Source organism: Tolypothrix sp. FACHB-123 (assembly GCF_014697075.1).
Taxonomy (GTDB): domain Bacteria; phylum Cyanobacteriota; class Cyanobacteriia; order Cyanobacteriales; family Nostocaceae; genus Aulosira.
In genome coordinates this window covers 137361-161912 of sequence record NZ_JACJRE010000004.1, presented here as the reverse complement: position 1 = coordinate 161912, position 24552 = coordinate 137361, and the positions used below count along the sequence as shown (strand labels likewise).

Genomic DNA, 24552 nt, shown 5'->3' with positions numbered 1-24552 from the left:
TGAGAATTGACAACTAACTAAAAATGAAATTTTCGCGAACGACTTTAATATTGCTATTGCTGGCGCTGGGTTTGGGTACGTTTGTTTATTTTTATGAGATTCGTGGGGGAACTCAGCGGGAAGAGGTGAAGGAGAAACAGCAGCAAATTTTCTCGTTTACTGCTGATGATGTGCAATCTTTGACGGTGACAACTCAAAAGCTGAGTTTGTCTTTAGAACGCAATCCTCAAGGAAACCAGCCAAAGTGGTTGTTGAAATCGCCTGTGTCAGAGCCGGCGAATGATGCTATTGTTTCTTATTTGATGGATTTGTTAGTTAAAGGAAAAAGCGATCGCATTTTATCTATCCCACCCAGCCAAAAAGCTGAATTCGGTTTAGATCAACCCCAAGCCACGATTAACATCAAGCTGAAGAATCAACAAAATCAGCAATTATTGTTAGGAAAGCTTAACCCTAATGGTAGTTCCTTATACGTCCAAGCTAATCCAACGGTTAAACCCGATGGTAATATAGATGTGCTGTTGGTATCAAAAGACTTTGAAAATGCCGTAAATCGCGAATTATCAGAATGGCAACAACCTAAAAATAATAGCGATAAACCAACTCCAACTCCAACTGGTAAATAATTGATGTTGACGGTTGACTGTTGACTGTTGACTGTTGACGGTTCGCTTCTTAACAAGTGACAAATGCCCAATGCCCAATGCTCAATGCCCCATGACTAATCCAACAGCCACATTGCTAATTTCTTGTCCCGATCAACGGGGGTTGGTGGCAAAAATTGCTAATTTTATCTACTCGAATGGTGGCAATATTATCCATGCCGATCAGCATACAGATTTTGCGGCGGGGTTGTTTCTCACGCGGATTGAATGGCAATTAGCAGGGTTTAATTTACCACGAGATTTAATCGGCCCGGCATTTAATGCGATCGCTCAACCTTTGGGCGCTAAGTGGGAACTACATTTTTCTGATACTATACCCCGAATTGCTATTTGGGTGAGTCGTCAAGACCATTGTTTATTTGATTTAATTTGGCGACACCGGGCGAAGGAGTTTATCGCGGAAATTCCTTTAATTATTAGTAACCACAAGAGTTTACAACCAATAGCCGAGCAATTTGGCATTGATTATCACTATATTCCCATTACCAAAGAAAACAAAGCAGAGCAGGAAATTAAGCAATTAGAATTACTGCAACAGTACAACATTGATTTAGTTGTATTGGCAAAATATATGCAAATTGTCAGCGAAGATTTTATTACTAAATTTCCGCAAATTATTAATATTCATCATTCTTTTTTACCTGCATTTATTGGTGCAAATCCTTACCACCGCGCTTTTGAACGGGGCGTGAAAATTATCGGTGCTACCGCCCATTATGCAACTACAGATTTAGACGCCGGGCCAATTATTGAACAGGATGTAGTGCGAGTCAGCCACCGGGATACAGTAGAAGATTTAATTAGAAAAGGCAAAGATTTAGAAAGGATTGTACTAGCCAGAGCAGTGCGATCGCATTTACAAAACCGTGTCTTAGTCTATGGTAATCGGACAGTAGTATTTGAGTAATTGGGCAACCATCAACCGTCAACAATCAACAGTCAACCGTCCCTTTTTCCATAGAGATTGGTAAAATCCTGTGATCATAGGCTTGTTTCCTACGAACACATCAACTAGAGCGTGAATGATATCAGTCAAAATAGCGCTTCTGGGTTGGATGCAATACAAAATTATATCGTCGCGTGTATTGGAGTTAACTGATAACCCCTATATATCGCAATACGGTTCAGTCTACCACTTCTTCTAAGATACAAGGTTGGGTTGAACGCAGTGAAACCCAACAAGCGACCGGAAATGTTGGGTTACCCTACGGGAAGCCCTTCGGGTGACGCTCCTTCTCCCAAGGGGAGACGCTACGCGAACGTCGCTACCGCTTCGCTAACGGCAGTTGCTACCCTTCGGGAACGCTTTCAGCGAACAAGTCGGGGAACCCGCCCAACGCAATGCCTCACCGCTCCGCGTCTACGTTCCTCAAACGCCACTTGCTACCCTGCGGGAACGCCTCCGGCGAACAAGCCGGGAAACCCGTCCAACGCAGTGGCTCCCCAACCTACGCCATTTTAAGATTTGTGACGCTAACTGAACCGTATTGCTATATATCGTCAAATATAAGCATATTTTTCCAAAAATTCAGACAATTTTATTGCTGAGTATGGTTATAATACTGATGGCATCGTTGATCGCTAACACATTGCCAACAATACTTATGACAGCAAAAGTAACCTAACTAGCTCAGTGTGTAAAACTGATTACCTATAGTTGACCAAAGAAGGCATGAGCGGAGTCGAAACTCGATTACCGCGAAGTCTTACTGCGAAGCAGAACCCGCAGGGTACCACATCTCCCTTTCATGCATGGTGATGAAATTTTTTTATTGGGACTGCTTTCTTAAACTTACATTCTGACTAGATAATTCGATTTTTATTTTGCATAAAGTGACCACCGGGCATTCACACTTTTAGGAGATACCAGGCTGGTCATAGCAGAGTCGCTACGTTCATCACTACTTAATTTGATTTCAATCTTTTTTGAGGTATGCAATTATGGCTTCAAATACTCCTGTTTCTGAATCTGTTACTTTTGAATCTGATTTCAATAGTGATGGCATCATTGATTATAGATCCACCACCAAGAATACTTATAACACCCAAGGTAACCTAACTAGCTCAGTGTCTGAATTTGATAACAATGCTGATGGCATCATTGATAGCAGATCCATCATCAAGAATACTTATGACAGCAAAGGTAACCTCACCAAATCGGTCTTTGAAGATGATTTCAATGGTGATGGCATCATTGATAGCAGATCCATCAGCAATAATACTTATGACAGCAAAGGTAACCTGACCAAATCACTGTCTGAATCTGATTTCAATGCTGATGGCATCATTGATAGCAAATTCACCACCAATAATACCTATGACAGCAAAGGTAACCTCACCAAATCGCTGTCTGAATCTGATTTCAATGCTGATGGCATCATTGATAACAAATTCACCACCAATAATACCTATGACAGCAAAGGTAACCTGACCAAATCGCTGTCTGAATCTGATTTCAATGCTGATGGCATCATTGATAGCAAATTCACCACCAATAATACCTATGACAGCAAAGGTAACCTCACCAAATCAGTGTTTGAAGATGATTTCAATGGTGATGGCATCATTGATAGCAGATTCACCACCAATAATACCTATGACAGCAAAGGTAACCTCACCAAATCAGTGTCTGAATCTGATAACAATGGTGATGGCATCATTGATAACAAATTCACTGCCAATAATACCTATGACAGCAAAGGTAACCTGACCAAATCAGTGTTTGAAAATGATTTCAATGGTGATGGCATCATTGATAGCAGATTCACCAGCAATAATACCTATGACAACAAAGGTAACCTGACCAAATCAGTGTCTGAATCTGATAACAATGGTGATGGCATCATTGATAACAAATTCACCACCAATAATACCTATGACAACAAAGGTAACCTGACCAAATCAGTGTCTGAATCTGATAACAATGGTGATGGCATCATTGATAACAGATTCACTGCCAATAATACCTATGACAAAAAAGGTAACCTAACTCTTTCGGTGTCTGAATCTGATTTCAATGTTGATGGCATCATTGATAGCAGATCCACCACCAATAATACTTATGACAACAAAGGTAACCTAACCAAATCGGTCTTTGAAGATGATTTCAATGGTGATGGCATCATTGATAACAGATCCACCACCAATAATACTTATGACAAGAAAGGTAACCTAACTCTTTCGCTGTCTGAATCTGATTTCAATGTTGATGGCATCATTGATAGCAGATCCACCACCAATAATACTTATGACAACAAAGGTAACCTAACTCTTTCGGTGTCTGAATTTGATTTCAATGCTGATGGTTTGATTGATCAGAGAACAATCTCTAATACAAGCTACGATCGCAATCTCGCATCAGGTATTTTCCCACAATTACAACTAGGAGCTTTCAAGAGCGTTGAGTTTAAAAAAGGAGATATAACTGTTTTGTCTGGTGGTTTGACATATCCACAGTCTTTTGGGCCTTCTGATCCGTATGGGGCAAATTTCTCTGTAATTGACAACACCCCTAATATATAAACTGACTTTTCGCGTTATGTGGAAAAACCAACGCAAAACCTAACCCCCCAGCCCCCTTCCCTGTTAGGGAAGGGGGAGAATTCAAACCTCTCTCCTTGTAGGAGAGAGGTTTGGACAGAGGTTTTCCAGATAAATCCGATTTGAAGCAAGCTAGCAACAGCAGCGATTTTAGGAAAAGCCTTGACGCTGCAATAGCACCATTGGCCTGAGTCGGGAAGCCTTCGCTTCTCTTCTAACTCCTAATCGCTTTTCACCATCCAGATTGCTAAAATCCTGTTATCATAACAACTCACGCAGCAGGCTACAGAAAAAGCGATCGCTATGCTTCAGTATCCCAATCTCGAACAAGCGCTAAAATATCACTTCGGTTATGACCGATTTCGTCCGGGACAACGGCAAATTATCGAAGATGCGCTGCAAAATCGGGATTTGTTGGTGGTGATGCCTACGGGTGGTGGTAAGTCTTTGTGCTTTCAGCTACCAGCGCTGTTAAAGAAGGGTTTAACTGTGGTGGTGTCGCCGTTGATTGCTTTGATGCAAGATCAAGTAGAATCGCTGCGTAATAATAATATCTCGGCTACGTTCCTCAATAGTAGTTTGAATGCTTATCAAGTGCGATCGCGGGAAGAAGCCATCCTTGCAGGTAAAGTAAAATTACTCTATGTCGCTCCAGAAAGGCTTCTCAGTGAAAGATTTCTCCCCTTTCTCGATTTAGTTAATCACCAAATGGGGATTTCTACTTTTGCAATTGATGAAGCGCACTGCGTCTCGGAGTGGGGACACGACTTCCGCCCAGAGTACCGCCAATTACGATCTGTGCGCAAACGTTATCCTCAAGTTCCCACTGTAGCCCTAACCGCCACAGCTACCGATCGCGTCCGGGGTGATATCATCCAACAATTAGCTTTAAAGCAACCGAGTATCCACATTGCTAGCTTTAATCGCCAAAATCTTTATTATGAAGTCCGGGCGAAAAATAAATCTGCTTATGCAGAGTTATTAGAATTAATTCGGGATACTACAGGTGCAGTAATTGTTTATTGTTTAACGCGCAAAAAAGTTGAAGAACTGACTTTCAAACTGCAAAAAGATAAAATTTCTGCTTTAGCTTATCATGCTGGCTTACCTGATGATGAACGCAGCAAAAATCAAACGCGATTTATTCGCGATGATGCGCGAGTTATGGTTGCGACTATCGCCTTTGGGATGGGAATTAATAAACCAGATGTGCGGTTAGTAGTTCACTTTGATATACCCAGAAATTTAGAAAGTTACTATCAAGAATCAGGGCGAGCGGGCAGAGATGGAGAACCATCGCGCTGTACAATCTTTTTTAGTTTTGGTGATATTAAAACAATTGAATGGAGTATTGAGCAAAAAACCGATCCGCAAGAACAGTTAATCGCCAAACAACAATTAAGACAAATGATAGATTACGCCGAGGGTACAGACTGTCGGCGGACAATTCAGTTAAGTTATTTTGGTGAACGCTTTCCGGGAAATTGCGGTAACTGTGACAATTGTCGCTATCCCAAACCAATGCAAGATTGGACAATTGAAGCGATGAAATTCTTATCTTGCGTGGCGCGTTGTAAAGAAAGATTTGGGATGTTGCACATTATTGATGTGTTAAGGGGTGGGAAAAGTCAGAAAATTATTCAAAACGAACACGATAAGCTGTCTACATACGGGATTGGTAAAGATAGAACTGTGGATGAATGGCGAATGCTAGGGCGATCGCTTTTACATCAAGGTTTATTAGAACAAACCAGCGATGGCTATTCCGTCTTGAAACTGAACGCCTTGAGTTGGGAAGTCATGCGCCGACAGCGCACAGTTAGCTTGGCTGTTCCTACAGTGCAAAAGATTACTTGGGAAGAGGGAAGCGAAAAAGCTGCGGATGCGGAACTGTTAATGCAAAGATTGCGATCGCTGCGTAAACAACTCGCTGATGAACAATCTGTAGCGCCTTACGTAGTTTTCCAAGATTCCACCTTGAAATTAATGGCGCAAGTACAACCGAGAAATTTAACTGAATTTGCTAAACTTTCCGGTGTGGGTAGTCATAAACTAGCCCAATATGGAGAAAAGTTTCTCGGTGAAATTCGCGCCTATCGTCAAGAACAAGGTTTAATAGATCCGCCAGATAATTCTCACCCAGTGGTGAGAAATTCCTTACCTTCTGACACCGAACTAGCTACATTACTCTTACATCAAAGAGGTTTGAGTGTTGAAGAAATCGCTCAAAAAAGAAATGTTCGCCCGACAACAATTATCCGCCATCTTGAAGACTTAATTGCCAAAAACCAACCAGTAGATTTAAATCAGTTAGTTCCTTTAGAACGACAAAAGAAAATTTGGCAAGTTTTAGAAGTTCTTGGCGATATTGCCCTCACACCAATTCGCGAGCAGTTGGGAGAGAATTATACTTATGATGAAATTCGCTTAGTTAGGGGAAAATGGCGACGGGAAAACCGCAAATAAAGCGTAATTTCATGGTTTGATTTATCGCTATTAGATTAATTTAATATAAAGATGCATATAATCCAATACCGTTCAGTTAGCGCCAAAAACCTGAAAATGCGTAGGTTGGGTTGAGGAACGAAACCCAACATTTCCGGGGGTTTGTTGGGTTTCACTTCGTACCCTTCGGGAAGCAAGCTACAACCCAACCTACAATTTATCCTTAACTGAACCGTATTGGCATATAATCTATTTGCAAAAACAATACGACAGATGGTAGGGGCAAGGCAATGCCTTGCCCTCTAGAATATATGAATGCGCCAGATAATTTGCATGGGAATAAGTATTTATAGCATCGCCCAACAAAGTAGAGATTTATGTCTATACACGCTATAAATTACCTTAATCAAAGTATTCTATTTTCAGTTAATTGCTGAATAAACTAGAAAGCCATGACAAATCTAGCGAATTCTATATTAGACTCCAAAACTCCAAATGATGTGGTTATTTCTGTGCAACCACGCAAACCTATTACAGATCCAACTTTGGGCATTCCTGTAAATATTACAAAAACCGGAACTCCGAAAAATAGGTTAGTAACAATCGGAGATTCCATCACCCAAGGTTTTCAAAGTGGCGCTATATTTAATACGCAACTTTCATATCCAGCAATTATTGCTAAAGAATTAGGTTGGAATGAAATTCGCTATCCTACTTATCAAAGTCCCACAGATGGATTGCCTTTAAATGTAGAACGCTTAGCCCATGATTTAGATAAAAAATTTGGTTCTAATATTAATCCCTTAGAGTTTGTTAATGCAGCCTTATTTATCCGCCAATATTTAGATATTAACGAAAACTATTGGGAACGAGGTGACGGTTCCTTATTCCCAATTCACCAAGGAATCAACCATAATCTTGCAGTTTATGGCTGGGATTTGCGAAATACAATATCGCGGAATGCAGATATTTGTATCAACATGGTAAAAAAGCAACCTCCCAAGGATGATTTTTTGCGGTTAATAGTGGAAAATCATAATGACCGGGCGGCGATTAGGGTATTAAATTCCGCACGGGATAGCAATGGTGTAGCACTTTCCCCAGTGCAAGCAGCCGCAGCGTTAGGTGAAGAAGGTACGCCAGATACAGAAGGAATTGAAACGCTGATTGTAATTGTGGGTGCAAATAACGCTTTAGGCACTATTCTGACGTTTAGCGTTGTCTGGAGTGATAATGACTATGCGGATATGGAAATTAACGATAAATATACGGTTTGGCGTCCGATTCACTTTAAAGCCGAACTCGATGAGTTAGTGGCTGAAGTAAAAAAAATCCGCGCCCGTCATGTAATTTTTGGTACAGTGCCCCATATTACAATTGTGCCGTTTGCTCGTGGTGTGGATCACAAAGTAAAGCCAGGTTCGCGATATTTTCCTTACTACACTTTACCCTGGATACAAGATAAAGACTTTGACCCCAAGAAACACCCAAATTTGACACAACAGGAAGCGAGAGCAATTGATAGCGCCATTGATCAATATAACGACTATATAACTGATGCGGTACGTCAGGCACGCACTGAAGGTAGGGATTGGTATTTATTTGAAATGGCGGGATTATTAGATAGGTTAGCATCCCGGCGTTTTTTACAAGACCCCACAGCTAAACCCGTATGGTGGGATGAAGTGGGCGGTGCTTACCCATTACCGCCAGAACTACAAGCGTTAAAGCCCGTACCTGATTCGCGGTTTCTGCTAGCCGGGCCGAATGGGCGCACCCAAGGCGGGTTATTCTCTTTAGATGGGATTCATCCAACAACTATTGGCTATGGGATTATTGCCCAAGAATTGATTAAAATTATGCAATTGGCTGGGGTGAAGTTTTATCAACTGGATAGTAAAACTGAACGTCAGGGAGAGATTAAGGTGAATTTCCAAAACTTGATTAAGTTGGATTCGTTAGTTTCTCGCCCGCCGAAAAATTTACTTAGTCTGAAAGATATTATTGGTGGTTTGGACAAGAATTTTAATATTTTGAGTAATATGCTCAATAGTAATTATTAATTGGGCATGGGGCATGGGGCATGGGGCATTGGGGATAATCACTTCGTCTACCTAACTGATCGCCAATTTACCTAGAAATATCCCTTTAACTCAACAGTGTCAGGTTTTAGCTTGAAAGGCGAATTAAGATCAAGATAAAGACATATTTTGTAGCTTACTGCATGAAACGCATCGTCTTGATTGCTGGGTTTGAATCCTTTAACGCTGACTTGTATAGGAAAGCGGCTTTTTTAGCTAACTCTCGCTGTTTAGATTTGGATATTCGAGTGTTTAGCGATCGCGATATTACCACTAAGCGCCAGGAAGTAGAAGCCGCACTCCAAGATGCTGAGGTATTTTTTGGCAGCTTACTATTTGATTATGACCAAGTTATGTGGCTGCGCGATCGCATCTCGAAAATTCCCATTCGCTTGGTGTTCGAGTCGGCTTTGGAATTGATGAGTTTAACTAAGCTGGGCGATTTTGCTATTGGCGATAAACCCAAAGGTATGCCCAAACCAGTAAAATTTATTCTCGATAAATTTAGTAATGGTAGAGAAGAAGATAAACTCGCTGGTTATATTAGCTTTTTAAAGGTAGGTCCGAAATTACTCAAATATGTGCCAGTGCAAAAAGTCCAGGATTTACGCAACTGGCTAATTATCTACGGTTATTGGAATGCTGGCGGCGCAGATAATGTTGCGTCATTATTCTGGACGCTGGCGGAAAAATATTTAGGTTTAAAGATTGGCGATATTCCTGCGCCTGTGGAAACGCCAAATATGGGTTTATTGCACCCAGATTATCAAGGTTTTTTTGCATCACCAAAAGACTATTTATCTTGGTATCAACAGCAATTTAAAGTTGAGAATCCAGTTGTGGGGATTCTGCTGTATCGCAAACATGTTATTACAAAACAACAATATATTCCCCAATTAATTAAACGTTTTGAAGCGGCTGGTTTAATTCCCTTACCAATTTTTATCAATGGTGTAGAAGGACATGTAGCTGTCAGAGATTGGATGACAACTGATTATGAAATTCAGCAAAGAGAACTGGGTAATATTGAAACTCTTTCGCTTTCCAAAGAAGCAGTAAAAGTTGATGCTGTTGTATCTACAATTGGTTTTCCTTTAGTTGGCGGCCCGGCTGGTTCAATGGAAGCAGGGCGACAGGTAGAAGTAGCTAAACGGATTTTAACAGCAAAAAATGTACCTTATTTTGTGGCTGCACCTTTATTAATTCAAGATATTCATTCTTGGACTCGTCAAGGAATTGGTGGTTTACAAAGTGTAGTTTTATATGCTTTACCGGAACTCGATGGGGCAATTGATACAGTTCCCCTTGGTGGTTTGGTGGGTGAAGATATTTATTTGATTCCTGAACGAGTACAGCGATTAATTGGTAGGGTAAAAAGCTGGATTAATTTACGTCAAAAATCTGCATCAGAACGGAAAATTGCCATTATTTTATATGGTTTTCCTCCCGGTTATGGGGCTGTGGGTACAGCTGCTTTATTAAATGTGCCGCGTAGTTTATTAAAGTTCCTCAACGCACTCAAAGCACAAGGCTATACTATAGGCGATTTACCGGATGATGGGGAAGAGTTAATTCGCTGGGTAAAAGAAGCAGATGAAAGTATCAATGAAGGAGAAAAAGATAAAATTCCTGCTTCAGTTAACGTTCGCACCCTGGAAAAATGGTTAGGTTATCTCCGCATTTCTCGAATTGAAAAACAATGGAAATCTTTGACGGGAACGGGAATTAAAACCTATGGTGATGAGTTTCAAATTGGCGGCGTACAGTTAGGAAATATCTGGATAGGTGTGCAGCCGCCTTTGGGTTTGCAAGGTGACCCGATGCGGTTAATGTTTGAACGGGATTTAACACCTCATCCCCAATATGCTGCTTTTTATAAGTGGTTACAAAATGAGTTTCAAGCTGATGCTGTGGTGCATTTTGGAATGCACGGAACTGTGGAATGGTTACCTGGTTCGCCTTTAGGAAATACAGGTTATTCTTGGTCGGATATTTTATTAGGTGATATCCCCAATTTATATATATATGCGGCAAATAATCCTTCGGAATCTATTTTGGCGAAGCGTCGCGGTTATGGGGTGTTAATTTCTCATAATGTCCCGCCTTATGGTCGTGCTGGTTTGTATAAGGAATTGTTGGCTTTAAGGGATTTGATTTCTGAGTATCGGGAAGATCCAAAAAAGAATTATGTTTTGCAGGAAGGGATTTGTCAAAAAATTGTTGATACTGGGTTGGATGTAGATTGTCCGTTGGAAGATGCGAAAAGGTTGGGGATTGCTTTTAGTTATGAAAATGTGCGGATGTTTAGTGCCCATGTTTTTGATGATTATTTGGTGAGGTTATATGAGTATTTGCAGGTTTTAGAAGGGCGGTTGTTTTCTTCGGGGTTGCATGTTTTGGGAGAGGAACCTGATGAGGAAAAGTTGGCGGGGTATTTGGAGGCTTATTTTGGAAATGAACCGCAGAGACGCAGAGAACACAGAGAGGAGGAGGAAGAAATTAGAGATTTATTAATGCAATCTAGGGATGAGTTGGGGAATTTGTTGAGGGGTTTAAATGGGGAATATATTCCGCCTGCGCCTGGTGGTGATTTGTTAAGGGATGGGCCTGGTGTGTTACCTACGGGGAGAAATATTCATGCTTTAGATCCTTATAGAATGCCGTCGCCTGCTGCCTATGAACGGGGTAGGGAAATAGCGCAAAAAATTATCGCCCAGCATTTACAAGAACATGGGAAATATCCGGAAACTGTGGCGGTGATGTTATGGGGTTTGGATGCGATTAAAACTAAGGGTGAATCCTTGGGAATTTTGTTGGAATTGGTGGGTGCTGAACCTGTGAAGGAGGGAACGGGGAGAATTGTTCGTTATGAGTTGAAACCTTTGGCTGATGTGGGACATCCGCGAATTGATGTGTTAGGAAATCTATCGGGAATTTTCCGTGATAGTTTTGTGAATATCATCGAGTTATTAGATGATTTGTTTCAACGGGCGGTTGAGATTGAGGAGTCGGAAGCAGAGAATTTTATTAGAAAACATGCTTTAGCTTTGAAGGCGCAAGGGGTGGAGAATGTGTCTGCAAGATTGTTTTCTAACCCGGCTGGCGATTTTGGTTCTTTGGTGAATGACCAAGTTGTTGATGGTAATTGGGAATCGGGTGAGGAGTTAGGTAATACTTGGCAAAGCCGCAATGTGTTTAGCTATGGGAGACAGGATAAGGGACAGGCTAGACCTGAGGTTTTGAATACTTTATTAAAAACAAGCGATCGCATTGTTCAAGAAATAGATTCGGTAGAATATGGTATTACCGATATTCAGGAATATTACGCCAATACTGGTGGATTGAAGAAAGCGGCAGAAAAACAGCGCGGGAAGAAGATAACCACTAGTTTTGTCGAAAGTTTCTCAAAGGACACCACACCCCGCAATTTAGATGATTTACTACGCATGGAATACCGCACGAAGTTAGTAAATCCCAAATGGGCGCAAGCTATGGCTAATCAAGGTTCTGGTGGTGCGTTTGAAATCTCCCAACGGATGACGGCGTTGATTGGTTGGGGTGGGACTGCGGATTTTACTGATGATTGGGTATATGACCAAGCTGCGGATACTTATGCCTTAGATGCAGAGATGGCGGAAAAGTTACGCAAAGCTAACCCGGAAGCCTTTCGCAATATCATCGGCAGGATGTTAGAAGCGCATGGGCGGGGTTTTTGGCAAGCGGATAAAGATAAGTTAGATAAGTTACGTCAATTGTATGAATTAACTGATGAAGAGTTAGAAGGTGTGACAGTTTAAATTGAGTCGAAACTGCAAGTTATACCTTTTAGGTGTGTATCAATTGCCGTAGACATCGCCAAAATAGCAATTTTTGTCTCACAAGCTATTTTGGCGATGCCAGGAATAGCAATTGTAGTATCAAAAATGGCAATTGTATTATCGAAAATAGCAATTGTAGTATCAAAAATGGCAATTGTATTATCGAAAATAGCAATTGTATTATCAAAAACAGCAATTGTATTATCGAAAATAGCAATTGTAGTGGCGAAAATGGCAATTGTAGTATCAAAAGCTATTTTGGTGACTCTCGAAACAGTAGTAGCTTGTCAATAAAATAAATTTGATATCTGCAATGTAGTTAGCCTCAAGCAAATTTGCTAGTTAGTATATGAGTCAAGCATATAATTTATGAATCTATCCACGATCCGATTTGCAAAACCTGAAGATACAGAAGCGCTGATGGCTGTAGCTAATACAATCGGTTTTGAGCCGCACGAGTTAGAGGTTCTCAGCAATATGCTAGCTGACTACTTCAGTGGTAAAACTAATAGCGATCGCTTTTGGATTGCTGATGACGATGATCAAAATGGGCTAGTAGGAGTCGCCTACTGTGAGTCTGAACGAATGACCGATGGGACATGGAACTTGCAATTAATTGCCATTCGCCCCGATTATCAAGGACAAGGACGCGGTGGAAAGCTGCTGCGCTACGTTGAAGAAACTTTGAAAGCACGCGGTGGACGAATGTTACTAGTGGAAACTTTAGCAAACTTAGACCGCACGCGGAAATTTTACCAGAAGTGCGGTTTCCAGGAAGAGGCTTGTATCCGAGACTTTTACGCAGCGGGGGCTGATAAAATTGTGTTGCGGAAAGTTTTGAATGCAGACTAGACTACAGTAATCTATAAACCAGTTTCGCTTCAGAAGTTCAAGGATAGCAAAGTAGTTCACCAACCCTTCTATACAGGCGCATATCTAACCCGGATTTCTCACCAATTATTGCAACCTCAGTTCAGAGTCCAGAGTAGGGGCGGGTTGAGCGAAATATTCTTGAATGATTCGAGCATATCTGTGAACCCGCCCCTACTGTTTGTGAGAAATGCGGGTCTAAGCGTTTAGCTCAATGGCATCTGTCTTTTGACTGGTTTCTATATGGGAACTTTGCCGGAATATTCTATCTTTTTGTAGTGCTTATTTCACGCTCAACTATATAACGTGAATAGAGATATAAACATAACCAGTCAATATTTTGGCTAGTGAAAATTCAATTCTCTTTTTTTCCTACCTAATAACAAACACAGGTATAGCTACAAAATATTTAACTATTTTACTAGGGTTAGTTATGACTTCGACAAATGTCAATTTTTTAGAACAAGCTGTATCAAAATTTAATAATTTGAATGCTGACGAGCGCTTATCAGTACTAGCATCCTTATATACGCAAATTGCTGATGAAATTCCCGCGATCGCTCTCAATAATGAGCCAAATGAAAAGACTGCTAATTTAGTTGCACAAGTTCAGAAACTACCTCAAGCCGAACAAATATTAGCTTTACGTCAGTTGTTTAACCCTAAGGAAGCGAATAATACTAGCATTTCCATTGAAGAATATGCTGCAATGAGTCCAGATCTCAAGCTGGGCTTTTGGTATCAATTAGCGCAAAATCTCGGAACTTGCATGATTGGTATACCCGATGATTATATACCTTCCGAAGAATCATCAGCAGTTTTAGATTTACTTGATACACCAAATATTGAGGATATAGTCAATTTTTTGAAGCAGGTTGTATAAACATTGTTGATGGTTAACAGTTAACGGTTGACTGTTAACCGTCAACACTGATATTTACTTATATTTAAAGCTTTGTGAGTAAGAGGTTTAAAATACCAATGACTATTGCTAGTATTTAGAGATCCAGCATTGAAAGTAGGTTTTTATGAATAGATACCTTGTTGCTGTGATTGATGGTACAAAAGCACGTTTTTTAACCTTAAAGCCATCAGAATTACCAGGATATCAACCTGGCCCAAGTCTCATGGAAGATGAAGCTTTATTAAGTTCTCAAAGCGAACTACAAGATCAAGAATTGTGGACGAGTTCTAAAACTGGACGGAATCGCGGTGTTGCTGGTCAAGCACACAGCTATGATGATGGACGCGATCGCCATTTGATTGAATTTGAACGTCGTTTTATCCAAAGCATTACTAATAAGATAGTTAATTTACTTCAGATTCATCAAATTCAACAACTGTTAGTTATAGCTGAACCACAAATACTAGGGTCAATGCGTACAGCTATAACGCCTGTATTACCAAAAAATATTAAGATACATGAATTAGCCAAAGACCTTTGTCATCTCAAACCTCATGAACTACATGAGTATTTGGCTAGTAAACAATTGTTACCACCCCACAAAAGGGTTTCAATTTAGTCATTGGTCTTTACAAATAACCAATAATCAATGACAAATGATAGTTTCAGTAAGCTAAAAAATGTTACTTAAACTTTACTTACCATTGAAAGCAACGACTTTTGCAGGAAAATAGTTTTATAGGGAAACTAAAGTTAACAGCTAACCTCGGTTTCCCTATCACCTCAATGTGTTTAGTCTGACAGAAACACCCAAAGGGAGGTAATTATGTTTCACGATATTTTATTACCTGATTTCAGCACTTACCTCATCGTCAAAATTTCTGTGTTGATGATGGCATTAATAATACTGATGATTGTAGCTGCTGCCCCAGCTATATAAAAATCAACATTCCCACTCTGATACATTACAGAAGTGTGTAGTCTTTGCTGTGCTTGGCAAAATTGTTATTTGCTGAAAGATTACTGTATCTGTGTAGAGAGTACAGTTGATGGCAATTGAATCGCAAGTGAAGCGGTAGCGATATTATGGGCCGTAGTTCAGCAGAATCGAATACCTGAATTTGGGTTGAAAAAGAATTCTGAGTAACGTCTGACAATAAGCCTAGTAAGGATCTTTCGTATTGCAAAAATATGCAGAAGATACGATTGAATAGATTGTATATCGCAATGCTTTGGGAAATATCGAGAGATTCGTTCGAGATAATTGTCCTCGCATGACAACTGCGGATCAACTGTTTAATTAGGGATTTCCATGAGGTGATTAACTCGCGTGTTCCCAATCGCTGAGTAACTCATGCTGTTGTTTTACCGGACGTTTTTTCAGGGGAACTCTTGGCGAACCAATATCTGTCTTAGGGAAAGACTGTTTTTTCTTCGTAGATTTACTGTCTTGGGTGGGAGAATTCGTGGTGTTTGTCATGGCTATTTAAACCTTTAATGAAAACTTCAGCACTAATGTATAACATCAAATTGAAAAGTGCAAATTTCGCAAGAAATATCTTATTTTTTTCAGTATTCCTACGGGAATAGCAATCTCTTCAATTATTGACTGTATTAGGGTAGATATTAGGTCAGATATAAGACTCAGTTAACAACTGCTTAAAAATTAATACCAATGCGCCATCAAAAAATGGGATGCAGCGCAACAAGGATTTTCTGAATTATATTTGCTGTCGCATTTTTGACAATTAGTATCAATGTCATCCAGTATCTTCATTTCAGCAGTGGGTGATAGCTTGCGCAATAACACTTATGGGCTGCTATGATTTACCTGAGAATTCACAATTGAAAAACCTCGTCTTGTGGATTTGCTTTTGGCTAACTGTACTTGAAAGCTGACGCGATCGCTACTATTTTTACTGTTCACTTCCAATGTCCAGTTACCAGGACGAATCTGCCAAAATAAAGACTTCGCTGAATCTAGAGCTAGCTTTTCCCCATTTAACCGCCACTCTACAGGTTCAGCCGTCTTTCCTATTAGCTTAAACTCTAGTTTTTGGCTTGTTTGTTCCCCTGGATACAGCAAAAATAAATCGCCATTATTCGGAGATATAATTCGTAAATTGCTAGTATTAAAAGTTGCTGGTTGCTGTTTAGCTAACCATTCATCATATTCTGGCGATAAACCGCCTGGTTGTGGGTTTTCATAGGCGATTTTGTCTGCGGGATAAAAATATTCCTGCGCCACGGAAGCACAATCGGGTGTAGGTTTTAACCCAGAAATGGCACAAATTGGTAATTGCACTAAACCTTGAGGTGAAGGGAAATTTTCTGGTTCGTGATGTTCGTGCAAATGTAACATAATGCGATTCCACAAAGGCGCAGCCCCAGTTACCCCTGATACTTGGCGCATCGGTTCCCCGGTGAAATTTCCTACCCAAGTAGCAACAGTGTAATCTGTTGTGAATCCTACCGTCCAAGTATCGCGAAAATTGGAAGAAGTACCAGTTTTTACTGCTGAGGGGAAAGGTAAATGTAATACAGAATCTACACCAAAAGCCGTAGCGCGGGCATGATTATCACTCAACATATCAATAATTAATTGCCATGTTGTTGGGTTGGGGTTCGGTGTTTGGGGTTTGCTGTTTGATGTTTGGGGTATGGTACTAACTAGCGATACAGCTTCACCTTGTCGCGCCATCCTCACATAAGCCTTGGCTAATTCCCACAGACTGACTTCTCCACTACCCAAAGTCAAACCTAAACCATAATATTCCGGGGTTTGATTGAGATGTTCAAAACCCAATTGACGCAGATGTTCTAAAAAAGCTGGTACGCCTACCTTTTCTAACACCCTAACTGCGGGAATATTCAAAGAATTCGCCAACGCCACCCGCACCCGCACCGGGCCTTGAAACTTTTGAGTATAATCTGTAGGGCTATAAAGTTTCGCACCGGGAATCGCGTAATGTGCCGGCACATCTGCCAAAATGGTATTCGGGCGAATTATACCTTTAGCTAGCGCCAACTCATAAACAAAAGGCTTGAGGGTAGAACCGGGTTGACGTAGCGCTTGTACGCCATCATTACGTCCGAGTTTCGTTTCATCAAAATAATTGGGCGAACCCACATAAGCTAAAATTTCCCCAGTGTGGTTATCTATTACCAAAGCGGCGGCATCTTGGACATTATTCGCCGCTAAAGAAGCAAGTACTTGTTTTACCTGTGCTTCCACAAATTGTTGTAAAGGTCTATCTATTGTAGTGCGAATTTGTCCTTCCCCTTCTGGGGTACTTTGCTGACTGGCTAACCAAAATAAAAAGTGAGGTGCAGCAATAATTCCCCGTTGACGGGATTGAAATACTACCTTTTCTGTATAAGCGCGTTCAGCTAAGGCAGAACTAATATAACCATCCTGTACCATGCGGTTGAGAACATATCTTTGACGCTGCTTCAACCGTTGCCAATGAGCTAAAGGGTCAAAATATGTGGGATTATTAGGAATAGCAGCTAATAGACTAGCTTGAGCAACATTTAAATCCTGAGCGGGGATAGAAAAATAAGTACGGGCTGCTGCTTCCACACCGTAGATATTTCCCCCCATTGGTAACCGATTAATATAAGCTGCGAGAATTTCATCCTTATTCATCCCCGCAGCTAACCGCCAAGCTAACCAAATTTCTTGCAGTTTACCAGAAAGATTGCGGGGAACCGGATCTAACATCCGCGCCAACTGCATTGTTACCGTCGAAGCACCAGAGACAATTCTTTTCGCGTGAATCGCTTCCTTAATCGCGCGGGCGATTGCTTTTAAATCCAACGCCCCATGATGATAGAAACTGCTATCTTCCGCCGCCAAAATCGCCTGAATAAACTGGGGAGAAACCTGATTTAATGGGACTACAGCAGTATGCTCTTGATCGCGAGTGAGTATAGTTCCTAAAGATAGCCCATTGCGATCGCTAAATTGTAACGCTAGCTGATTTTGTTGAATATCTGTAGCGCGAACTGGTGCAAAATAGGGCATTAAGCGCACCGCCAAGCACATCAGCAGCAAAGCTAGAATAACCTTCCCCCGGCGACTGCGATTTAATCGTCGCCAAAACTTTTGCGTAATTTGAATTAGCCTGCGTGAAGTTACTTGCATCAGCGAATGCTCTACCCTGTCAAACTTACTTTAATTTTGACGTAGCGATCGCACTTTAATCAGGAAATATTACTAACAATTTACAACTGATTTGTCAGTTGTCATTAGTCATTTGTCATTGGTATTTATTCTCCAATTATCATCTCCAAAAAATCAACATTTCTTAATTCTCTGTGTCCTCTGCGCCTCTGCGGTTCATCACTCTTCTCTTCGTGTTCTTTGTGTCTTCTCTGCGAGACGCTGCGCGAACGCGGTTCGTTTAAATATCATTAAGAATTGTACTTATTACTAGGAACAATCCCCTCTTATTGGTTATCTATAGAATAATCTCACGCTAAGACAAGAGATATCTATATTAAATATGATTATTAAAACTTTAATTAAATTTTTACTTACCCTCACACTAATGCTAGGAATAGCAGGGTGTAACTTTTTCGGCATTAATTCAGGAAAAGAACCACTACCAACAGTTGCGCCTCTCGCACCGCCTAAATTACCAGATTGGATAGAACAAATTAGTCCCGTTGGCGATGCGAAACCCCTGAATCAAATTCGCATCAGGTTTAAAGAAGCATTAATTCCCGTTGAAAGTCTAGATAGTCCAGAACAGCAAAATTTACTGCAAAAATTTGAACTCACCCCACCTATTCCCGGAAGATTTCGCTTTTTGACACCCCGGATGGTGGGTTTTCAAGCTGATAAAGCCTTACCCCAAGCAACAAGATTTCAAGTAACCCTAAAATCTGGCTTATCTGACTTAAAAAAACATCGTTTAAATCAAGATTTAGCTTGGACTTTTAATACAGAACCGATTAAACTGACGAATTTACCAGGCGTTAACCCAATGGAAAAGGCTGACGATCAACCAATTGATTTACAGCCTAAATTAGAATTTACCTCGAATGTGGAATTAGATGTTAATTCTGTCGCCAAAAATTTACAGCTAATTCCCGAAGGTAAAACAGAAAAAATTAACTTTAAAGTAGAACTAGTTAAAGAAGATAAACCCCAAGAAACCGAAGATCCTTTAGAAAAATTCGATCCGTCACAAATTAATTGGGTTTACAAACTGATTCCCCAACAAAATCTCACCACAGCTACTCGTTATCGCCTAACTTTTGCGCCAGGGATTCGTCCCGCTTATGGTAATTTACCTAGTGAAAAAGAATTCGTCAGTAAATTAGCTACTTATTCACCTTTAGCATTGCAAAAAATTAATTATTACGGACAACCAGACGCCGGGGGAACTTACGGGAGATTTGTTAAAGGTAGTCCGCAATTAGAATTTAATAACATCATCCTTCCCGATTCTGCTAAAGAAAATATCACCATTACCCCGACACCAAAAGATATTCCTCGACTCATCCAAGTTAACGATGAAGATAGAGTAATTAATATCAATCCCTATGCCTTAGCGCCAGCAACTAGTTATACAATTACAGTCGGGGGAAATCTCAAAGATAAATTTGGACAAACTTTAGGTAAACCCGTCACAGTTAATTATGAAACTGGTGATGTAGCTGGAGATATTTGGCTTCCCTCTGATTTAAATATTTTCCCTGCTGGTAAAGATTTACAGTTAAATATCAATACAATAAATTTACCAGAGGCGAAATACAAAGCCGCATATAAAGTCGTTCAGCCAACAGATTTAGTTTACGATAATTACGCGAGTAATTTATTACCTAAACCAGGTGAATGGCAAAGTTTCTCTGTGGCTAGGAAGAACAACCAAGCCGTTGATATTAACGTACCTCTACGAGAAAAACTCTCTGCACCTACAGGAATGTTAGCCTATGGCGTGCAAGCCAGGACTAATAAATATCAAGAAAATGGTAAAGAACTTTGGCGCGAACCTACAACTTACGGCTTAGTACAATTAACCAATTTAGGTGTATTTTCTCAATGGTTTCCTGATTCCGGTTTAATTCGCGTTCATCATTTAAGTGATGGTGCGCCGGTGAAAGCTGCATCTGTAGAAATTTATCAATCAAAATTAAATACAAAATCTCGTCTGTCAGTTTCACCTTGCGCAACAGGGAAAACAGATGATAGTGGTAATTTAACTATTAAACCCGCAGATTTACAGCAATGTTTTCCTGGTAGTCAAAGATTAGCAAAAGCACCTGAACTATTAATAATTGCCCGTGAAAATCAAGATTGGGCATTTACAAGAACAGAAGAATATAGCGGCGTATATGGTTATGGGATTGATGCAGGTTGGCAAGATGGTAAACCAGAATCGCGGGGAATTATTTTCTCTGATAGACAATTATATCAACCAGGTGAAAAAGCTTGGTTAACTGGTTTTGCCGATTATTTACAAAATGGTAACATTCAGCAAGATAAAAATGCAGCTTACCAAGTAAATTTAGTAGATCCTGATGGCAAAAGGACGAATTTAGGCACGAAAACCACTAATGAATTTGGGACATTCTCCTTAGAATTACCAATTAGTAAAACTCAACGCTTAGGCTATTATACAGTCGAGGCGAAGGGGAAATCTGGGCAAGCAATTTCTGGAGAATTCCGCGTTGCTGAATTTAAACCGCCTAATTTTAAAGTTGAACTGAATTTAGATAAAGAATTTGCTTATATTGGCGATACTGTTGCGGCGAAAGCTGCTAGTAATTATTTATTTGGTGCGCCTGTACAAGGAGGCGAAGCAAAATATTTTGTGACTCGCCAACAAGCTAATTTTATTCCTAAAGGTTGGGAAGAATTTAGTTTTGGTAGACAATGGTTTTGGCCGGAAGAGAGTCCGAATGTCACTAGCGATGTTTTACAAACTACTGCTACACTCGATGCAAATGGGAAAAGCGAACAAAGTCTGACGGTAGCGAAAGATTTACCCTACCCCATGACTTACCGGGTAGATGTACAAGTCGCAGATGTTTCTAATTTATCGGTAGCAAATTCCCAAAGTTTTACAGCTTTACCTAGTAATCGGTTAATTGGGTTAAAAAGTAATTTTGTGGCTGATGCTGGTAAACCATTTAATATTGAAACCATTGTTACTGACCCTAGCGGAAAATTGCTTACAGGTCAACGACTAAAGCTAGAATTACAAGAGATAAAATATAGTAGCGTTACCAAAGTAGTTGAAGGTAGCCGCACGCCAAAAAATCAAGTTGAATATAAAACAGTCGGACAAGTAGAAGTCACATCTGCAAGTAATCCCCAATCGGTAACTTTAACGCCAAAAGCATCCGGTTCTTATAGAATTAGGGCAAATTTTAGCGATACCAAAGACGAAATCAGCGCCACAGATTTACAAATTTGGGTAACTGGAGATAACCAAGTTTATTGGGGTGCGCCAGATGAAGATAGGCTAGAAGTTAAATTAGATAAAAAAGAATTTAAACCAGGGGAAACTGCAACAGCATTAATTCAATCTCCCTACCCAGAAGCAGAATTGTATTTTGCAGTCATTAAAGACAAACCTCTCTATCAACAAATTACCAAAGTTAAGGGAGGCGCACCACAAATTCAGTTTACAGTTACGCCAGAAATGTTACCCAATGCAGCAGTACAAGCTGTATTAGTTAGACAAGGTAAACCAATTCAGGAAGTAGAACCGGGAAGCTTAGATAAATTAGTGAAAATTGGCTTTGCACCTTTTAAAGTCAACTTGCAAGATAAATATTTAACAGTACAAGTTAACCCATTGCAAGCATCATTAGAACCTGGTGCGGAGGAAACTGTTCAACTAGAACTGAAAGATAACCAAGGTAACCCCACCTCCGGACAAATTACAGTCATGGTGGTGAATGAAGCTGTATTGCAACTATCTGGCTATCGTCCACCAGATTTAGTAAATACAGTATACGCCGAACAAGCGATCGCAACTCGCTTCAGTGATAATCGTCCCGATGTCGTCATTCAACCCCAAGACATCCCCAAACCCAAAGGCTGGGGTTATGGCGGTGGCTTTTCATCAGGCGCAGCAAATACCAGGGTGCGCACAGATTTTCAAGCCTTAGCCTATTACAACGGTGCTGTACTCACCGACGCTACAGGGAAAGCACAGATAACCTTTAAACTTCCCGATGACTTAACTACATGGCGCGTCATGGCTGTAGCTACCGATGGTAATTTGCGATTTGGCAATGGCGATCGCACTTTTATCACGACAAAACCATTACTCACTAACGCCATTTTGCCACAATTCGCCCGTCCAGGCGATCGCCTGCTGGCTGGTTTATCAGTTACCAATAACACGGGAAACGGCGGAAACCTCTCGATTAACGGCGAAATTAGCGGTACAGTCAAATTTGCCGAGAATAACCCCACCACCACAAATTTACAAACCCCAGCACAAACCACTACCCAAGCTTATCGCTTCCCCATGTTGGCGGAAGATGTGGGAGAGGCGAAAATCCGCTTTACCACACAGTTAAATAATGCAGCCGATGCATTTGAACTACCTTTAGAAATTAAGCCGCTAGAAATTACTGAACAAGTTGTAGAAACCGGCATCACCGAAAAGCAAATCAAGATACCTTTAAATGTAGATAAAAATACCATCCCCAACGCGGGAGGTTTAGATATTCAACTGGCGAGTACCTTAGTTCCAGAAATTACAGCACCAGCCAAACAAGTTTTAGGTGATGATGAGTTACCCTTCGCTGAACCCGCAGCCAGTCAGTTAATGATTGCAGCGAATTTGCAAACTTTATCCCAAAAATATGGACAGACATTTGCGGAATTCAACATTAATCAACAAGCCAATCAAGCCACAGAACAACTGCAAAAACTGCAACTAGGCGATGGTGGTTTTGCTTCCTATCCAGAACAAGAAAAATCAGATCCTTGGATATCTGCTTATGCGGCGGAATCCTTAGCCAAAGCCAATCAAGCCTTCCCCGGCGCGATTAATTCGGCAATGCTGTCTCGCCTTAAGAGTTACTTGCAAAAAGTCCTCGCTAACCCCGGACAATATGATTTTTGTAAACAGCAAGTATGTAAAACTCAACTTCAACTAAATACCTTAATCGCATTAGCAGAATTAGGCGATAAACGCAATAGCTTCTTAGCAGATATTTACCAACAGCGTAATAAATTTGATGTAGTTAATCAAATCAAATTAGCGCAGTACTTATCCCAATTCCCCGAATGGCAAGATGAAGCCAAAACCATGTTTAACCAGTTACAAAAAAGTATCTATGAAACTGGTAGGACAGCAGTAATTAGTATACCTAATAGTTGGGGATGGATGAGTTCGCAGACAACAGCACAAGCACAAGCTTTGCGGTTATTTATTGCTAATAAAGCCAAACCGGAAGTTGTCGATAAATTATTTCAAAGTTTGCTAGCTCAAAGAAGAGATGGTACATGGCAAACTAGTTATAACAACGCGCAAGCACTCACAGCCTTAGTAGAATATAGCCAACTCCAACCCACACCACCAAACTTTGTTGCTTCCGTACAATTAGCGGGTAAAAAGTTAGGCGAAAATCGCTTTGAAGGGTACAGCAATCCTAGCTTACAGATTAATGTGCCAATGGATAAATTACCACGCGATCGCCACGATTTAATCTTACAAAAATCCGGCAGAGGTAAATTACATTATCTGGTAGCTTATAATTACCGCTTGCAAGGAAATCAACCAGGTAAATTTAACGGGTTAAGAGTCAGCAGAGAAATTCAGAAATTAGGCGAAGAGAAAAACATTCTGCAAAAATTTGGACTTTACGCCTTCGATAAACCCTTAACCTTAAAACCGGGACAAGTATTTGATATTGGTGTAGAAATTATTACCGACCATCCAGTAGAGCATGTAGTAATTACAGATCCTCTACCAGCCGGATTAGAAGCAGTAGACGCTAGTTTCCAAACTACAACCGCCGCATTGCAAGCAAAAGCCGATAGTTGGCAATTAGGATTTAGGAATATATATCGCGATCGCATTATCGCCTATGCCGACCACCTCGATCCAGGAGTTTACAGCCTGCATTACTTAGTCCGTTCCGTTACCCCCGGTAAATTCCTCTGGCCTGGTGCCCAAGCGCATTTACAATATACACCAGAAGAATTTGGGCGTGCGGCTGATTCTACACTGATAGTAGAAGAGACTAAATAA

The 24552-nt window shown here is 40.6% G+C and carries 14 protein-coding genes; 12 read left to right on the top strand and 2 right to left on the bottom strand.

From position 1 onward, the window contains the following. The first annotated feature begins 23 nt into the window (after nt 1–23). The 11 genes from H6G41_RS04510 (at nt 24) to H6G41_RS04460 (ending at nt 14942) form a co-directional block, all read left to right on the top strand. Nucleotides 24–626 carry a DUF4340 domain-containing protein gene (locus tag H6G41_RS04510; protein ID WP_190743960.1) on the top strand — a complete coding sequence of 201 codons (603 nt, stop codon included), beginning with the start codon at nt 24–26 and terminating at the stop codon, nt 624–626. Nucleotides 627–717: 91 nt separating this feature from the next. Beyond that, a complete protein-coding gene (gene purU / locus H6G41_RS04505) occupies nt 718–1572 on the top strand; it encodes a formyltetrahydrofolate deformylase (RefSeq protein WP_190744111.1) in 855 nt (284 codons plus the stop codon). Nucleotides 1573–1833: 261 nt separating this feature from the next. Then, nucleotides 1834–2127 carry a hypothetical protein gene (locus H6G41_RS04500; protein ID WP_190743957.1) on the top strand — a complete coding sequence of 98 codons (294 nt, stop codon included), beginning with the start codon at nt 1834–1836 and terminating at the stop codon, nt 2125–2127. Between the two features lie 479 nt (nt 2128–2606). Next, nucleotides 2607–4187, top strand: a complete 1581-nt coding sequence (locus tag H6G41_RS04495) for a hypothetical protein (protein ID WP_190743955.1) — start codon at nt 2607–2609, stop codon at nt 4185–4187. A 321-nt stretch (nt 4188–4508) separates the two neighbouring features. Then, complete coding sequence (gene recQ, locus H6G41_RS04490; RefSeq protein WP_190743953.1) at nt 4509–6671, top strand: DNA helicase RecQ; 2163 nt, start codon at nt 4509–4511, stop codon at nt 6669–6671. A 431-nt stretch (nt 6672–7102) separates the two neighbouring features. Beyond that, a complete protein-coding gene (locus H6G41_RS04485; protein ID WP_190743951.1) occupies nt 7103–8713 on the top strand; it encodes a hypothetical protein in 1611 nt (536 codons plus the stop codon). A gap of 161 nt (nt 8714–8874) precedes the next feature. Continuing rightward, nucleotides 8875–12528, top strand: a complete 3654-nt coding sequence (gene bchH, locus H6G41_RS04480) for a magnesium chelatase subunit H (protein WP_190743949.1) — start codon at nt 8875–8877, stop codon at nt 12526–12528. A 96-nt stretch (nt 12529–12624) separates the two neighbouring features. Beyond that, the gene (locus tag H6G41_RS04475) at nt 12625–12843 is read left to right on the top strand and encodes a hypothetical protein (protein WP_190743946.1); all 219 of its coding nucleotides are present in this window, start codon (nt 12625–12627) and stop codon (nt 12841–12843) included. A gap of 75 nt (nt 12844–12918) precedes the next feature. Further along, nucleotides 12919–13401: a GNAT family N-acetyltransferase gene (locus H6G41_RS04470; protein WP_190743944.1), complete on the top strand. Its 483-nt coding sequence runs from the start codon at nt 12919–12921 to the stop codon at nt 13399–13401. Nucleotides 13402–13852: 451 nt separating this feature from the next. Then, on the top strand, nt 13853–14302 hold the full coding sequence (locus H6G41_RS04465) for an orange carotenoid protein N-terminal domain-containing protein (RefSeq protein ID WP_190743942.1): 450 nt from the start codon (nt 13853–13855) through the stop codon (nt 14300–14302). Nucleotides 14303–14447: 145 nt separating this feature from the next. Next, a complete protein-coding gene (locus H6G41_RS04460) occupies nt 14448–14942 on the top strand; it encodes a host attachment protein (RefSeq protein ID WP_190743940.1) in 495 nt (164 codons plus the stop codon). Nucleotides 14943–15644: 702 nt separating this feature from the next. Here H6G41_RS04460 and H6G41_RS04455 read toward each other — a convergent pair. Together H6G41_RS04455 and pbpC are read right to left on the bottom strand one after the other, a co-directional pair. Further along, nucleotides 15645–15803 (bottom strand): hypothetical protein, encoded by a 159-nt coding sequence (locus H6G41_RS04455; RefSeq protein ID WP_190551996.1) that lies wholly within the window; start codon nt 15801–15803, stop codon nt 15645–15647. A gap of 330 nt (nt 15804–16133) precedes the next feature. Continuing rightward, on the bottom strand, nt 16134–18470 hold the full coding sequence (gene pbpC / locus H6G41_RS04450; protein ID WP_190743938.1) for a penicillin-binding protein 1C: 2337 nt from the start codon (nt 18468–18470) through the stop codon (nt 16134–16136). 361 nt (nt 18471–18831) lie between these two features. Here pbpC and H6G41_RS04445 point away from each other — a divergent pair, with 361 nt between their 5' ends. Next, entirely contained in the window at nt 18832–24552 is a 5721-nt protein-coding gene (locus H6G41_RS04445) for an alpha-2-macroglobulin (RefSeq protein ID WP_190743936.1), read from the top strand.

Excerpts from the sequence above, each read along its gene's own strand:
- H6G41_RS04510 (WP_190743960.1), top strand. The coding sequence starts at position 24 with ATGAAATTTTCGCGAACGACTTTAATATTGCTATTGCTGGCGCTGGGT.
- purU (WP_190744111.1), top strand. The coding sequence starts at position 718 with ATGACTAATCCAACAGCCACATTGCTAATTTCTTGTCCCGATCAACGG.
- H6G41_RS04495 (WP_190743955.1), top strand. The coding sequence starts at position 2,607 with ATGGCTTCAAATACTCCTGTTTCTGAATCTGTTACTTTTGAATCTGAT.
- recQ (WP_190743953.1), top strand. The coding sequence starts at position 4,509 with ATGCTTCAGTATCCCAATCTCGAACAAGCGCTAAAATATCACTTCGGT.
- H6G41_RS04485 (WP_190743951.1), top strand. The coding sequence starts at position 7,103 with ATGACAAATCTAGCGAATTCTATATTAGACTCCAAAACTCCAAATGAT.
- bchH (WP_190743949.1), top strand. The coding sequence starts at position 8,875 with ATGAAACGCATCGTCTTGATTGCTGGGTTTGAATCCTTTAACGCTGAC.
- H6G41_RS04475 (WP_190743946.1), top strand. The coding sequence starts at position 12,625 with ATGCCAGGAATAGCAATTGTAGTATCAAAAATGGCAATTGTATTATCG.
- H6G41_RS04470 (WP_190743944.1), top strand. The coding sequence starts at position 12,919 with ATGAATCTATCCACGATCCGATTTGCAAAACCTGAAGATACAGAAGCG.
- H6G41_RS04465 (WP_190743942.1), top strand. The coding sequence starts at position 13,853 with ATGACTTCGACAAATGTCAATTTTTTAGAACAAGCTGTATCAAAATTT.
- H6G41_RS04460 (WP_190743940.1), top strand. The coding sequence starts at position 14,448 with ATGAATAGATACCTTGTTGCTGTGATTGATGGTACAAAAGCACGTTTT.
- H6G41_RS04455 (WP_190551996.1), bottom strand. The coding sequence starts at position 15,803 with ATGACAAACACCACGAATTCTCCCACCCAAGACAGTAAATCTACGAAG.
- pbpC (WP_190743938.1), bottom strand. The coding sequence starts at position 18,470 with ATGCAAGTAACTTCACGCAGGCTAATTCAAATTACGCAAAAGTTTTGG.
- H6G41_RS04445 (WP_190743936.1), top strand. The coding sequence starts at position 18,832 with ATGATTATTAAAACTTTAATTAAATTTTTACTTACCCTCACACTAATG.